Origin of the sequence: Phenylobacterium sp. LjRoot97, assembly GCF_964254345.1 — a bacterium.
Lineage (GTDB): Bacteria > Pseudomonadota > Alphaproteobacteria > Caulobacterales > Caulobacteraceae > Phenylobacterium.
This window is the reverse complement of sequence record NZ_CAXUTH020000001.1, coordinates 1,927,684-1,942,286: the sequence shown is the minus strand read 5'-3', so window position 1 is coordinate 1,942,286 and position 14,603 is coordinate 1,927,684. Positions and strand designations below refer to the sequence as shown.

Below are 14,603 nucleotides of genomic sequence, written 5' to 3'. Positions count from 1 at the left end.
AGCGCGTCATCCCGCCACAACCTTGCGTTTCAGCAGGGGACCAGTCGGGGAAACGCCATGAAAAAGCTGCTTCTGAGCACGGCCGCCTGCGCGCTGGCCGCGGGAATCGCCTCGAGCGCCGCCGCCTACGAGGCGCAGATCGTGCGCACCAAGTACGGCATCCCGCACGTCACCGCGAAAGACTTCGGCGGGCTCGGCTACGGCCAGGCCTACGCCTTCGCCCAGGACAACCTCTGCCTGCTGGCCGACAAGATCGCCACCGTGAACGGCGAGCGGACCAAGCACTTCGGACCGGACGCGACCAATGTCGTGGCCTTCACCGACATCAAGAATCTCGAGAGCGACTTCTTCTTCCGCTCGAACATCGACGTCCCCGCCCTGCGCGCCAAGCTCGACAAGGGGCCGGCCGACTACCGCGCCCTGGTCCAGGGCTACGTCGCCGGCTTCAACCGCTACCTGGCCGACACGCCGAAGGACCAGCGTCCGGCCGACTGCCGCGACGCCGCCTGGGTGCGGCCGATCAGCGTCGACGACATGGTGCGGCTGAACGAAGAGCGCATGATCCAGGCCAGCGGCGGGGCGTGGCTGCGCCAGACCAACGCCGCCGCGCCGCCCGCGGCGGAGGCTCCGGCCAAGGCCGCCGCCAATGTCGGCCTGCCGAACATGGCCGAGCAGATCGGCCTCGGCTCCAACGGCTGGGCGTTCGGCCGCGACGTGACCACCAACAAATCGGGCCTGCTGCTCGGCAACCCGCACTTCCCCTGGGAGACGACCAACCGCTTCTACGAGGCGCACCTGACGATCCCGGGCAAGTTCGACGCCATGGGCGTGACCATCGCCGGCGCGCCGGGTCTGTCGATCGGCTTCAACAAGGACGTCGCCTGGACGCACATCTCGACCGATCGGCACTTCACGCTGTTCGAGCTGACCCTCGATCCAGCCGACCCGACCGCCTACCTCGTCGACGGCAAGCGCCACGCGATGGAACGCAAGTCGGTCACCGTCGACACGCCGGCCGGGCCGCAGACCCGCACCTACTACACGACGCTCTACGGCCCGGTAGTGGTGATGCCGCAGGCGGGCCTGGCCTGGACCACCAAGACCGCCTACGCCCTGCGCGACGCCAACAAGGGCAACAGCGCCGCGGCCGGGACCTGGCTGGACATCGCCCGCGCCAAGTCGGTGGGCGAGATCCGCGCGACCATCACCAAGTCGCTGGGCATTCCATGGGTCAACACCATCGCCGCCGACCGCCACGGCGATGCGCTCTACGCCGACATCACCGCCACGCCCGACGTCTCGGCCGACAAGCTGAAGACCTGCGCCCCCAGCCCGGCCGCCGCGAAGCTGGCCGCCGCCTCGCGCATCTATGTCCTCGATGGGTCGCGCGCCGCCTGCGACTGGGGTTCGCCGGGCCTGATGGCCGGCGCGACTATGCCCGCGATGATCCGCCAGGACTATGTCGCCAACAGCAACGACAGCTACTGGCTGACCAACGCCAAGGCTCCGATGGCGGCGGTGTCGCCGATCATCGGCCTCACCGACATTCCGCAGAACCTGCGCACCCGCTCCGGCATCGTCGAGATCGACGCGCGGCTGGCCGGAACAGACGGCCTGCCCGGCAAGGGCTTCGACCCGGCGGCGGTGAAGACCATGCTGTTCTGGAACAAGAACCACGCCGCCGAGCTCTTCCTCGACGATACGCTGACGGCCTGTGGGGCCGGCGGCGCGGTCGCCTTGGCCGACGGCCAGAGCGTCGACCTGACTGCCGCCTGCGCGATCCTTGGCAAGTGGGACCGCCGCATGGACAACGACAGCGTCGGCGCCCTGCTGTGGATGGAGTACTGGCGCCAGGCCCAGAAGATCGCGGGCCTCTACGTGACGCCCTTCGACGCCGCCGACCCGGTGCACACCCCGCGCGGCCTGAAGACCGACGCGGACACCGCCCGCAAGCTGCGCCAGGCCCTGGCCGGCGCGGTGCAGCTGATGGCCAGGCAGAACATCGCGCTCAACGCCCCCTACGGCGCCTATCACTTCGCGATCCGCGGCGAGCACAAGATCCCCGTCCACGGCGGCGAAGGCTCCGACGGGGTGCTCAACGCCCAGCAGGCGCATTTCAACGCCAAGGCCGGCGGCTACGTGCCCTACCACGGCTCCAGCTACATCCAGGTCGTGACCTTCGACGACAAGGGTCCGGTGGCCGACGCGGTGCTGTCCTACTCGCAGTCGACCGATCCGGCCTCGCCGCACTACGCCGACCAGACCTGGCTCTATTCCAAGAAGGGCTGGCACCGCCTGCCCTTCCATGCCGCCGACATCGCCGCCGACGAGCCCAGCGCGCCGCTGGTGCTGAAGGGGAACTGATCCGGATCCCGGGCCAGGCCGCCGCGCCTGGCCCGTTTCGGCACATCCGCGCACCTGCAAGGCCCACGCGCCGCCCCAGAGCGCCGGACAAATTCCATAGAATACTGACACTTATGGCCATGCAGAACTGGCCCGCACCTTGCTCCCTTCGGCCCAAGGGACAGATGCGCCGCAGGACGGCGCGTTGGGGCAGGACGGGGCCATATGCGCAAGTCGTCGAGACTAACCAAGAGGACGCTTTTCGGGCTGCTGGTCGCGACCATCGCCCTGCCGCTGCCGGCGATGACGCCGGGCCTGCTGTCGAGCGCGATCGGCGCCATGGCGCTGGTCGGCGTTCCTGCCGCCGCCCCCTCCGCGACCCCAATGGTTCCGGTCTACTTCAAGCCCGCCCGCGGCCGCCTGGCCAAGGCGATGGCGCCCGAGCATGAGCTGGCCCGGCTGGCCGAACCGCGCCAGGCGCTGTTCGAGAACATCGCCGAGCCGCTGACGCCGCCAGAAGACCTCAAGCTGATCGCGCTCTACGACATCCAGCCGCGCATGCCGACGCCCTGGGACTGGCTGATCGCACCCGATGGGCCTGTCACGACAGGCGTTCGACGGCCGCTGCCGCGGGTCGCGACGCCGGTGCCCGAGCCGTCGACCTGGGCGATGATGATCACCGGCTTTGGCCTAGCCGGCGCCTTCATTCGCCGCCGTCGCCACGCTGCGACAGCCATCGGCCCGCAGGTCGCATTGATTTAGAGGCCGTCGCGATTCATATGGGGCGGTCTCGAATCGTTCCATTTTCAGGTCGCATGTCCCAGGCCTCTACTCCCCAAGCTTCTCTCTTCGACGACGCTCTGAACCCCGCGCCGGCCGCACCGCTGGCGCAGAGCCATGAGCCGCGCCCCGATCCGGCGGTGCTGACCGAAAAGCCGGGCGGCGGCTACTCGGCTAAGGACATCGAGGTTCTCGAAGGGCTGGAGCCGGTCCGCAAGCGGCCCGGCATGTACATCGGCGGCACCGACGAGCGTGCGCTGCACCACCTGTTCGCCGAAGTGCTCGACAACGCCATGGACGAGGCCGTCGCCGGCCACGCCAAGGTCATCGAGGTCAAGCTCGACGCCGACGGCGTCCTGAGCGTCAAGGACGACGGCCGCGGGATTCCAGTCGACCCGCACCCGAAGCATCCGGGCAAGTCGGCCCTGGAAGTCATCATGACCGTCCTGCACTCGGGCGGTAAGTTCTCGGGCAAGGCGTACGAGACCTCCGGCGGTCTGCACGGGGTCGGCGTCTCGGTGGTGAACGCGCTGTCCGAGCGCGTCGACGTCACCGCCTGGAAGGACGGCTTCGAGTGGCGCCAGTCGTTCAGCCGCGGCAAGCCGCTGGGCTCGATCGAAAAGCTCGGCGCGACCCGCAAGAAGGGCACGGCGTTCGCCTTCCTGCCGGACGAACAGATCTTCGGCGAGGGCTGTGCGTTCAAGCCGGCGCGCCTCTACCGGATGGCCCGGTCCAAGGCCTACCTGTTCGGCGGCGTCGAGATCCGCTGGAGCTGCGATCCCTCGCGCATCCAGGACCAGACCCCGGCCGAGGCGGTGTTCCGCTTCCCCAACGGCCTGGCGGACTTCCTGGCCGAGCGAGTCAAAGGCGTCGAGACCGTCACCCCCGAACCCTTCGCCGGCCGCTATGAGCGTCCCGGCGAAACCGGCAAGGTCGAATGGGCCGTCACCTGGACGCCCGCCGGCTTCGGCGAGGCCGACAGCTTCATGCAGTCCTACTGCAACACCGTGCCGACCCCGGAAGGCGGCACGCACGAGGCCGGTCTGCGCGCCGCCCTGACTCGCGGCCTCAAGCAATACGCTGAACTGACGGGTGAGAAGCGCGGCGGCCTGATCACCGCCGAGGACGTCGTGGCCCAGGCCGGCGCCTTGGTCAGCGTGTTCATCGCCAACCCGGAGTTCCAGGGCCAGACCAAGGAAAAGCTGTCCTCGTCGGACGCCCAACGGCTCGTCGAGAACGCCCTGCGCGATCCCTTCGACCACTGGCTGACCGCCCAGCCCAAGTCCGCCAGCCTGCTGCTGCAGTTCGTCATCGACCGGGCCGAGGAGCGGCTGAAGCGCCGCCGCGACCGCGACGTCCAGCGCGCCTCGGCCACCCGCAAGCTGCGCCTGCCAGGCAAGCTGGCCGACTGTTCGGGCCAGGCCACCGACGGCACTGAAATCTTCCTGGTCGAAGGCGACTCCGCCGGCGGCTCGGCCAAGCAGGCGCGTAATCGCCGGACCCAGGCGATCCTGCCGCTGCGCGGCAAGATCCTGAACGTGGCCTCGGCCTCGGTCGACAAGCTGGTCGCCAACAAGGAACTCTCCGACCTGCTGCTCGCCCTCGGCGTTCAGCCCGGCAAGAAGTTCAAGGAAGAGGACCTGCGCTACGAGCGCGTGGTGATCATGACGGACGCCGACGTCGACGGCGCCCACATCGCATCGCTGCTGATCACGTTCTTCTACCGCACGATGCCGGACCTGATCCGCGCCGGCCGGCTCTATCTCGCCCTGCCCCCGCTCTACCGGATGAGCCACGGCGGCAAGACCATCTACGCCCGCGACGATGCGCACCGTGAGGAGCTGCTGCGCACCGATTTCAAAGGCAAGAAGCCCGAGATCGGCCGCTTCAAGGGCCTCGGCGAAATGATGCCGAACCAGCTCAAGGAGACGACCATGGATCCGGGCAGCCGGACCCTGGCGCGCGTCACCCTGCCCCGCGCCGAGGAGACGGTCGAGGACCTGGTCGAGGCGCTGATGGGCCGCAAGCCGGAGCTGCGCTTCCGCTTCATCCAGGAAAACGCCGAGTTCGCCGCGGACGACCTCGACGTCTAACGCCCCGGCCTCGCGCACCTTCCAGAACATCTCGCGGGCGCCTATATCGCGGTCCGAAGCTCTCCGCTGAGGCCGCGACACCCAAAGCGCAGCCTACGAACTTGCGTGAAGCTTGCGCCTCCCCTTGAACTGCAAGGGGCAGAACGCGTTTGACTTGACGCTATGTCTCCGTATCTTCCGCGTCGCGCGACGATCGCCGTACGCGCCGCCGCGGTTCGCTAGCTCGTCTTCGGGCGAGCCCCCGCCCCCATTGCTGCTGAATGACCGAATTTTCCGAACTGGGCCTGTCGCCCGCGACGCTCCAGGCCGTTGCCGACACCGGCTACACGACCGCTACTCCGATCCAGGCCCAGGCTATTCCTGTGGCGCTTCAAGGTCGCGACGTCCTCGGCATCGCCCAGACCGGCACCGGCAAGACCGCCGCCTTCACGCTGCCGATGATCGATCGCCTGGCGGCTGGCCGCTCGAAGGCGCGGATGCCGCGCTCGCTGGTCATCGCCCCGACCCGCGAACTGGCCGACCAGGTCGCCGCCTCGTTCGAAAAGTACGCCAAGGGCCAAAAGCGCACGTTGTCGTGGGCGCTTCTGATCGGCGGCGTCTCGTTCGGCGACCAGGAGCTGAAGCTCGATCGCGGCGTTGACGTGCTGATCGCCACCCCTGGCCGACTTCTCGACCATTTCGAGCGCGGCAAGCTGCTGCTGACCGGCGTCCAGATCATGGTGGTCGACGAAGCCGACCGCATGCTCGACATGGGCTTCATCCCGGACATCGAGCGCATCTTCAAGCTGACCCCGGCCAAAAAGCAGACGCTGTTCTTCTCGGCGACCATGCCGCCGGAAATCACCCGCCTCACCAAGCAGTTCCTCAACGATCCGCAGCGGATCGAGGTCGCGCGCCCGGCGACCACGGCTGAAACGATCAGCCAGTACATGGTGAAGCTGCCGACCTCGGATCCGAAGGCCAAGCGCACCGCCCTGCGCATGCTGATCGAGCGGTCTCAGGTCGACACCGGCATCGTGTTCTGCAATCGCAAGTCCGAAGTCGACATCGTCGCCAAGTCGCTGAAGAAGCACGGCTTCGACGCCGGCGCCATTCACGGCGACCTGGACCAGGCGACGCGCATGCGCACGCTGGAGGCCTTCCGTAAGGGTGAGCTGAAGCTGCTCTGCGCCTCCGACGTCGCCGCCCGGGGCCTGGACATCCCGGCTGTCGGTCAGGTCTTCAATTACGATGTCCCGCATCACGCCGACGACTACGTGCACCGCATTGGCCGGACCGGCCGCGCGGGCCGCACCGGCGAGGCGTACATGATCGTTACGCCGGCCGACGCCAAGAACATCGACAAGGTCCTGAAGCTCATCGGCAAGACGCCCGAAGAGGTCGTCTTTGAGGGCGTCGATTTCGCCTCCATCAAGGACGAGCGTCGCGCCAGCAGCAGCGGCCGCGAACGCGGCGGCTCGCGCGAGCGTGGCGGCCGCAGCGAGCGGGGATCGCGCGACCGCGCTCGCCCGATCGCTCCGCACGGCGAAGTCGCGTCGATGGAGCCGGTCGTCACCGCGCCCGCCAGCGACGAGGCTCAGGCCGAGGCGCCCAAGCGACGCACGCGCACCCGCGCCGAACCTGCCGCCAAGGCGCCGCCGAAGGCCGCCCCGCCGCCCCCCGCGCCCGCCACAGCCGCGCCAGAGCCGGCGCGCCGCGAGCGCTCGCGGCGCGACAACCGGGACGGTCGCGACAATCGTGACCATCGCGAGGACCGCGACAATGTCGTCGGCTTCGGCTCCGATATCCCGGCGTTCCTGCTGCGGGCCCCGCCGCGCTCGACGACGACCGAATAGTCGAGTTTACATTTTTAACGGCTCGTTCGGCTCTCCCCGGTAACCTTCTCCCCGGGACATGAATGCTGCCGCGAAAAATTCGCGGCGCCTTCGAGGATTCGGGGAAGACAGTATGTCGGGCGACATCGAAACCAAGCTGCGGGGTCCGGGCGCCTATGCCTTGGCCAGGCAGACCATGGACGCCATGGAGGCGAACAAGGTCTGGCCGACTGCAGTGAACTTCGAGCTCTGGACCCACTTCATCGCTGCGCCCGACAGCGCCCTGGGCCGCGAGATCGCCAGGATGCTCTCCACCGGCGAAGCGTTCACCGACACCGTCGCCGACGAACTGGCCGCCACCTACCTCCCCAAGGCCAAGCTCAACGACCACATCCGCGACGCCGGCGACGCCCTGACCAAGGAACTCGACGCCGTCAGCCGGGCCATCGAGACCGCCCAGAAGTCCAGCGAGGCCTATGGCGAAACCCTCGCCGGCGCCTCCAAGTCGCTGAGCGCCGTCGGCAGCGTCGACGATCTCAAGGCCACCGTCGAGACCCTGGTCAACGCCACCAAGCGCGTCCAGCGCGAGAACAAGTCCCTCGAGCGCCGGCTCGGCGAATCCACGGCCCAAGTCACCAAGCTGCGCGAGCACCTCGAACAGGTCCGCCGCGAAGCCACCACCGACGGCCTGACCAACCTTGCCAACCGCAAGGCTTTCGATGAGGAACTCGAGCGCGCCTGCGCCGACGCCGTCGACCAGGCCCAGAGCCTGACCCTGGCGGTCATCGACATCGACCACTTCAAGTCGTTCAACGACACCTGGGGCCACCAGACCGGCGACCAAGTCATCCGTTACGTCGCCAGCGTCATCGGTCGCGTCGGGGCCCCGCCCCGCTTCGCCGCGCGCTACGGCGGCGAGGAATTCGCTCTGATCTTCCCGCGTGAGCGCGCCGAACTGGCCGCCATCGTCCTGGACGAGATCCGCGAAGAGGTTTCCTCGCGGATGCTGAAGCGCCGCTCGACCAACGACGACCTCGGGGCGATCACCGTCTCGGTCGGCCTGGCCGAACTGCGCACCGGCGAGAGCGCTCACGGCCTCATGGAGCGAGCCGACAGCGCCCTCTACGTCTCCAAGCGCTCAGGCCGGAATCGGGTGACCAGCGCCGAGTCCGTAGCCGCGGCCGCCTGACCCCCGCTTGGGCGTTTTTCCCCTAGCCTGACGCGGCGACATACCCCTTTAAGTTCCGTCAGGACCTTGAGGGAGGACGCCATGGCCTATTCGAAGATCAAGACTTCGGTCGCGGACGGGATCGGCGTCATCACGCTGGCGGACCCCAGCACGCTGAACGCGGCGGGCCTCGACCTCATGGACGAGTTGCAGCAGGCGTTCGACGGCATGAAGGCCGACGCGTCGGTTCGATGCGTGGTGCTGACCGGCGAAGGCCGCGGGTTCTGCTCGGGCGCCAACCTCTCCGGCCGCGGCGGCGCGGCTCCCGCCAACCCCGATCCGGATGGGCCGGACGCCGGTGCAGCGCTCGAAAGCGTCTACAATCCTTTCGTGAAGTCGCTCCGCGACTATCCCCTGCCGATCGTCACCGCGGTGAACGGCGTGGCCGCAGGCGTCGGCTGCTCGCTGGCTCTGATGGGCGACATCATCGTCTGCGCCGAGAGCGCCTACTTCCTGCAAGCGTTCCGCCGCATCGGTCTGGTCCCGGACGGCGGCTCGACCTACCTGCTGCCACGCCTCATCGGCAAGGCGCGCGCCATGGAGATGGCGCTGATGGGCGAGAAGGTCCCTGCCAAGACTGCGGTCGAATGGGGTCTGGCCAACCGGGCCGTGCCTGACGACCAGTTGATGGCCACGGCCATGGAGTTCGCCCAGAACCTCGCGACGGGCCCGAAGGCGCTCGGCGCCATCCGCAAGCTCATGTGGGAGAGCCTGGACGCCGAATGGGCCGACCAACTCCATGCCGAGCGCGTCGCGCAGAAGCATGCGGGCCGCACCGAGGACAATCGCGAAGGCATCCTGGCCTTCCTTCAGAAGCGTCCGGCCCTGTTCAAGGGGCGCTGACCGCGCCCCGGCCTTCCCGCCGCCGTGACAGCGACTCTGAGGCCGCCACGGCGACCAGCAGGGTCGATGTCGCCACGCTGAGCACGGCCGGCGTCAGGGTCGTGGCCAAAGGCGCCAGCACCGCCAGGCCGATCAGCCCCGCCAGGTGCGAGCGCGGGAAGCGCTGCGTCGTAACCCGCCGAAACAACAGGTCGCCGAACAGGTAGAGCGCCGGTCCCGACAGCAACACCATGGCGCTCTTCACATCCACATGGCCGTCCGGGTGGGCCAGCGCCAATTCGTCGCCCACCGCGCTCACCACGATGCCGGCCAGCAGCGGCAGGTGGATGTAGGTGTAGGCGAGCCGAGCGATCCGTCCAGGATCATCCGACTTCGCGAACTGGCTGCTCGCGCGTTCGGCCGCCGCATCGAAATAGATCCACCACATCGCTACGCTGGCGACGAACGAGGCGCCGAACGCGGCCAGCACGCCGGCGCTCATCGGCAGTTCAGCGAAGGTCGCGCCGGTGACCAGCAGCGTCTCGCCCAGGGCGATGATCACGAACAGGGCGCAGCGCTCGGCCATGTGCCCGCCCTCGACATCCCAGTCGCCGGTGGTCGAGCGGCCAAGGCCAGGCGTCCAGAAGCCCAGCGACGGCGAGGCGAACTCGATCGCCACCGCCACGCCCCACAGCGCCAGCCGCAAGCCGCCCTCGGAGAGCCCGCCCGCGATCCAGAACGCGCCCGAGACCGAAAGCCAGGCGGTGATCCGAAGGAAATTGCGATAGTTCCGCTCGTTGTGTCGCCGCAGGGCCCACAGCATGAACAGCGAGCGGCCCACCTGCATGACGACGAAGGCGCAGGCGAAGAGCAGCCCCTTGTCCTCGAACGCCTCCGGCAGCGACGTCGTCATCAACAGGCCGGCCAGCATCAGGGCCAGCAGCAACAGCCGCACGACCGGCTGCTCGGGGTCCATCCAGTTAGTGATCCAGCAGGTGAAGATCCACACCCACCAGACGGCCAGGAACAGCAGTCCGGTCTGGACCGCCCCCATCGGCGTCAGGTGCTTCAGTAACGAGTGCGACAGCTGGGTGATCGCGAACACGAACACCAGGTCGAAGAACAGCTCGATGAAGGTGACCCGGTGATGCTCGTGCTCGCGCCGTGTCCGCTGGAGATCCTTGGTCGCGCCGAACATGGGCCCACCTCGCTGCAAGCAAGATTATCTAGGCAGCAGACATGCGTCAGCGCCATCGCCGATCAGGCGAATACTGGCCTACAAATGTAACTTCTATGCTGACCATCACGCCCGTCCGGCCTATCGGCGGGCGCTGGAGGGGGGCCGGCCATACGACTTCGCCGACTAGGCGTCGGCGGGCTTGGCCGGCTCGATGGTGACGCTCTCGCCACAACCGCAGGCGTCGGTCTCGTTCGGATTGCGGAACTGGAACTTGGCCGAGAGCTTGGTGGTCACGTAGTCGATCTCGGTGCCGACCAGGAACAGCACGGCCTTGGGCTCGATCAGGATCGTGACGCCCTTGTCCTCTACCACCTCATCCAGCGGGCCGGCTTCCTCGGCGTACTCCAGAATGTACTCCTGGCCGGCGCAGCCGCTGTTCTTCACGCCGACCCGCAGGCCGACATAGGGCTTCTCGGACTTGGCCATGATGGCGCGCACGCGCTCTGCGGCCGCATCCGTCAGGGTGACGACCTTGGGCCGAGGGCGGCGCGCCCGAGGCGCGGGGGTCAGGTTCAGATCGCTCATGCTCCCCTCCATATGGGGTCAGAACATGTTGAGTTGAAGCTTGGCCTCGTCGGACATCCGCGAGGAATCCCACGGCGGATCGAACACCAGCTCGACCGTGACGTTGCGGATCCCGGGGATCTCGCGCACCGCGTCCTGCACCCAGCCCGGCATTTCGCCGGCCACTGGGCATCCAGGCGCGGTCAGCGTCATGTCGATCGCCACGTCCTTATCGTCGGACACGTCGACCTTGTAGATCAGCCCCAGTTCGTAGATGTCGACCGGGATCTCCGGGTCGTACACCGTCTTCAGTTTCTCGATGAGCAGATCCGTCAGCGCGTCCAGCTCGCCTTGGGAAAGCGGCGTGGTCGCGGTCGGCTCGATGGCGGCGGCGTCGTCCATGTTCATACTCAAGCGAAAAAGGCCTGGGTGCGGGTCAGCGCGTCGACGAATGCGTCGGCCTCCCCTTCCGTATTATATAGGGCGAAAGAAGCTCTGGCGCTCGCGGTCAGGCCGAAACGCCGCATCAGCGGCTCGGCGCAGTGGGTGCCGGCGCGAACCGCCACTCCGTACCGATCGAGAATCTGGGCCACGTCGTGGGCGTGCGCGCCATCGACGGTGAAGGCCATGATCGCGCCCTTGCCCGGCGCCTCGCCGATCACCCGCAGCCAGTTGTAGCCCTTCAGCCCCTCGCGGACGCGGGCATAGAGCTTGGCTTCGTGCTCGGCGGCGGCCTTGCGGTCGATGGTGTTCAGCCATTCGATGGCCGCGCCCAGCCCGATCGCCTCGATGATCGGGGGAGTGCCGGCTTCGAACCGGTGTGGCGGATCGGCGTAGGTGATCGCTTCCAGCCGCACTTCGCCGATCATCTCGCCGCCGCCCTGATAAGGCGGCAGCGCGGCCAGCGCCTCTTCCTTGCCGTACAGCACGCCGATCCCGGTCGGGCCGTAGAGCTTGTGGCTGGAGAACACGTAGTAGTCGACGTCCAGCGCCTTCACGTCGATGTCCAGGTGAACCACGCCCTGGCAGCCGTCGACCAGCACCTTGGCGCCGGCCGCATGGGCCATCCGCGCGATCTCGGCCACCGGATTGATGGTCCCCAGCACGTTCGACATCTGGGTCAGCGCCACGACCCTGGTGCGATCCGTCAGCAAGTCGGGGATTGCCGCCAGGTCCAGAGTCCCGTCGTCCAGCACCGGCACGAACTTCAGAACCACGCCCTTGCGCTCGCGCAGGAAGTGCCACGGCACGATGTTGGCGTGGTGCTCCATGACGGTCAGCAGGATCTCGTCGCCCTCGACCAGGCTCGCGCCGAGGCCCGACGCCACCAGGTTGATCGCCTCGGTGCCGCCCTTGGTGAAGACGATCTCGTGCTCGCCGGCGTTGATAAACCTGGCCACCGACTTGCGCGCCGCCTCGTAGGCGTCGGTCGTCTCGTTGGCCAGGGTATGCAGGCCGCGGTGGACGTTGGAATACGAGCCCTCCATCACCGCGGTCATCGCGTCGATCACCGCCCGCGGCTTCTGGGCCGACGCGGCGCTGTCGAGATAGACCAGCGGTTTGCCGTTCACCTGGCGGCTGAGGATCGGGAACTGCGCCCGCACAGCCTCGACGTCGAAGGCCATGTTCAGACCTCCAGCCGCTGGGCGGCCCAGGCCTGGGCCGCCTCGCGCACGGCGTCGTGCTCGATGCGCTCGATCACTTCGCCCACGAACGCCGCGGTCAGCAGCGCCCGGGCCAGGTCTTCAGGCATGCCCCGCTGCTCGGCGTAGAACAGCGCGTCCTCGTCCAGCGCCCCGACCGTATTGCCATGCGCGCACTGCACGTCGTCGGCGAAGATCAGCAGCTCGGGCTTCGCGTCGATCTCGGCCTTGTCCGACAGGATCAGCGCGTGGTGGCCCATGCGCGCGTCGGTGCGGTCGGCGCCTTGCGCGACCACGATGCGGCCCTGGAACACGCCGCGCGACTGGTCGCGCACCACGCCCTTGGTCAGTTGGCTGGTGACGCCGTCAACGCCCTGGTGCTCGACCACGGTGGTCAGGTCGGCGTTGTGCTGGCCCTCCAGCAGGTATGCCCCGTCCAGCCGGACCTGAGCGTGAGCGCCGGGATGAGCGACCCGCGTCTCGATCCGCTGGCGACGGGCGCCGGTGGTCAGCACCGTCTGGGCGTAGCTCGCCTCGCCGGCCAGTTCGACGGTCGCATCGACCACCGAGACGCCCTCGGCGTGATCGGCCGCGAACACCACGCGCTCGACGCGGGCGCCATTGGCCAAGCGGAAGTTGAGGTTGGCGTTAGCCAGATAGCCGCCTGCCGCGCCTTCGTAGCTCTCGACCAGGGTCAGCACCGCGCCTTCGCCCACCGACACCCACAGCTCGGCGGTGTGCGCGCCGGCCTCGGGGCTCGACAGGAAGCGATAGGCGGCCAGCCGCGTCTCTCCAGCCGGCACGTCCAGGTCGCTCGGTCCGCGGCCGTTGACGACGTCCACAGCCTCGACGCTCTGCGCCAGCGGGTGGTCCCAGGTCCACGCCTGGCCCTGCGGCGAGGCGGCGGGCATCTGGCGGATCAGCCCGCGCAGATCGGTCCAGCGCCAGTCCTCGTCGCGCCGACCCGGCAGCAGGCCGGCGTCGCCGGAACTGATGGCCTCGGTGACGCTCACGCAGCCCTCGCGTACTTGTCGTAGCCTTCGCGCTCGAGCTCGAGAGCCAGCTCCGGCCCGCCGGATTCCACGATCCGCCCGGCCGACAGCACGTGCACGCGGTCGGGTTTGATGTAGTCGAGCAGACGCTGATAGTGGGTGATCACCAGCATCCCGCGATCGGGCGAGCGCATGGCGTTGACCCCGTCCGACACGATCTTCAGGGCGTCAATGTCGAGGCCGGAATCGGTCTCATCCAGGATCAGGAAGCGCGGCGAAAGCATCGCCATTTGAAAGATTTCCATGCGCTTCTTCTCACCGCCCGAGAAGCCGACGTTCAGGGCGCGCTTGAGCATGTCGAAATCGATCTTCAGCGACGCAGCGGTCGCCTTGGCCAGCTTCAGGAACTCGGGCGCGCTCACCTCGGGCTCGCCGCGCGCCTTGCGCTGGGCGTTCATCGCGGTGCGGATGAAGGTCAGGGCCGGGACGCCCGGGATCTCCAGCGGATACTGGAACGACAGGAACATCCCCTTGGCGGCGCGTTCGGCCGGGTCGAGGCTCAGCAGGTCCTCGCCATTGAGAGTCGCGGTCCCGCCGGTGACGTCGTAGCCGTCACGCCCGGTCAGCACGTAGGACAGCGTCGACTTGCCGGCGCCGTTCGGGCCCATGATCGCATGCACCTCGCCGGCTGGAACCTCCAGCGACAGGCCCTTCAGGATCTCGTTGCCGTCGACTTCGGCGCGCAGGTTGGAAATCGAAAGCATCAGTCGGTCTCGTCGGCCAGGAACTGGGCCATCACATCAAGGGCTTCGTCGGGCGTGTTCACAAACTGCTGTTTGCGCGGCGCGGCGGTGGAGGTCGTGGCGGTGCGCTTGTCGGCCGAGCGCACGTTGATGCTCCCGGACTCGAAATAGGCGTCGATCAGGAAGCCCTCGTGATTGAGGGTCACGGTGTAGCGGCGCAGGCCAAGCGTCAGCCCTTTCTCGCGCAGGAAGCCCTCGTCCTCGGCCAATGCGTCGTACAGCTGCTGGGCGCGCGCCAGGTCTTCTTCCTGCTGCTTGCGCTCGGCCTCCTCGCGGGCATGGCGGACCGCATCGCGGCGGGCGTGCTCGGCGTCGAAGGCGCGGCGAAGGGACATGGAGCG

The 14,603-nt window shown here is 68.0% G+C and carries 12 protein-coding genes and 1 pseudogene; 6 read left to right on the top strand and 7 right to left on the bottom strand.

Annotated elements, in window-relative coordinates; translation table 11 throughout:
* Nucleotides 1-57 precede the first annotated feature (57 nt).
* The 6 genes and pseudogenes from ACSQ2H_RS09710 to ACSQ2H_RS09685 all read left to right on the top strand — a co-directional run bounded on the left by ACSQ2H_RS09710 (nucleotide 58) and on the right by ACSQ2H_RS09685 (nucleotide 9,101).
* Entirely contained in the window at nucleotides 58-2,364 is a 2,307-nt protein-coding gene (locus ACSQ2H_RS09710) for a penicillin acylase family protein (RefSeq protein WP_436061206.1), read from the top strand.
* A gap of 624 nt (nucleotides 2,365-2,988) precedes the next feature.
* Nucleotides 2,989-3,105: pseudogene (locus ACSQ2H_RS09705) on the top strand (PEPxxWA-CTERM sorting domain-containing protein); the annotation flags it as partial.
* Nucleotides 3,106-3,158: 53 nt separating this feature from the next.
* Nucleotides 3,159-5,216 carry a DNA topoisomerase IV subunit B gene (gene parE / locus ACSQ2H_RS09700; protein ID WP_436061205.1) on the top strand — a complete coding sequence of 686 codons (2,058 nt, stop codon included), beginning with the start codon at nucleotides 3,159-3,161 and terminating at the stop codon, nucleotides 5,214-5,216.
* A 260-nt stretch (nucleotides 5,217-5,476) separates the two neighbouring features.
* A complete protein-coding gene (locus ACSQ2H_RS09695; RefSeq protein ID WP_436061204.1) occupies nucleotides 5,477-7,051 on the top strand; it encodes a DEAD/DEAH box helicase in 1,575 nt (524 codons plus the stop codon).
* Between the two features lie 112 nt (nucleotides 7,052-7,163).
* On the top strand, nucleotides 7,164-8,219 hold the full coding sequence (locus tag ACSQ2H_RS09690; RefSeq protein ID WP_436061203.1) for a diguanylate cyclase: 1,056 nt from the start codon (nucleotides 7,164-7,166) through the stop codon (nucleotides 8,217-8,219).
* 81 nt (nucleotides 8,220-8,300) lie between these two features.
* Nucleotides 8,301-9,101 (top strand): enoyl-CoA hydratase/isomerase, encoded by an 801-nt coding sequence (locus ACSQ2H_RS09685; protein ID WP_436061202.1) that lies wholly within the window; start codon nucleotides 8,301-8,303, stop codon nucleotides 9,099-9,101.
* Here ACSQ2H_RS09685 and ACSQ2H_RS09680 read toward each other — a convergent pair.
* From ACSQ2H_RS09680 to ACSQ2H_RS09650, 7 genes are all read right to left on the bottom strand, one after another.
* Nucleotides 9,088-10,278 (bottom strand): low temperature requirement protein A, encoded by a 1,191-nt coding sequence (locus tag ACSQ2H_RS09680; protein WP_436061201.1) that lies wholly within the window; start codon nucleotides 10,276-10,278, stop codon nucleotides 9,088-9,090. The genes ACSQ2H_RS09685 and ACSQ2H_RS09680 overlap by 14 nt on opposite strands.
* 165 nt (nucleotides 10,279-10,443) lie before the next feature.
* Nucleotides 10,444-10,845 (bottom strand): HesB/IscA family protein, encoded by a 402-nt coding sequence (locus tag ACSQ2H_RS09675; protein ID WP_436061200.1) that lies wholly within the window; start codon nucleotides 10,843-10,845, stop codon nucleotides 10,444-10,446.
* A gap of 18 nt (nucleotides 10,846-10,863) precedes the next feature.
* Nucleotides 10,864-11,226 (bottom strand): SUF system Fe-S cluster assembly protein, encoded by a 363-nt coding sequence (locus tag ACSQ2H_RS09670; protein WP_436061199.1) that lies wholly within the window; start codon nucleotides 11,224-11,226, stop codon nucleotides 10,864-10,866.
* An 8-nt stretch (nucleotides 11,227-11,234) separates the two neighbouring features.
* Nucleotides 11,235-12,449: an aminotransferase class V-fold PLP-dependent enzyme gene (locus ACSQ2H_RS09665; RefSeq protein WP_436061198.1), complete on the bottom strand. Its 1,215-nt coding sequence runs from the start codon at nucleotides 12,447-12,449 to the stop codon at nucleotides 11,235-11,237.
* Between the two features lie 2 nt (nucleotides 12,450-12,451).
* Nucleotides 12,452-13,480, bottom strand: a complete 1,029-nt coding sequence (sufD, locus tag ACSQ2H_RS09660; RefSeq protein ID WP_436061197.1) for a Fe-S cluster assembly protein SufD — start codon at nucleotides 13,478-13,480, stop codon at nucleotides 12,452-12,454.
* A complete protein-coding gene (gene sufC, locus ACSQ2H_RS09655; protein ID WP_293403360.1) occupies nucleotides 13,477-14,223 on the bottom strand; it encodes a Fe-S cluster assembly ATPase SufC in 747 nt (248 codons plus the stop codon). The genes sufD and sufC overlap by 4 nt, the downstream gene beginning before the upstream one ends.
* Complete coding sequence (locus ACSQ2H_RS09650; RefSeq protein WP_436061196.1) at nucleotides 14,223-14,597, bottom strand: hypothetical protein; 375 nt, start codon at nucleotides 14,595-14,597, stop codon at nucleotides 14,223-14,225. Before ACSQ2H_RS09650 ends, sufC begins: the two co-directional genes overlap by 1 nt.
* Nucleotides 14,598-14,603: the final 6 nt, after the last annotated feature.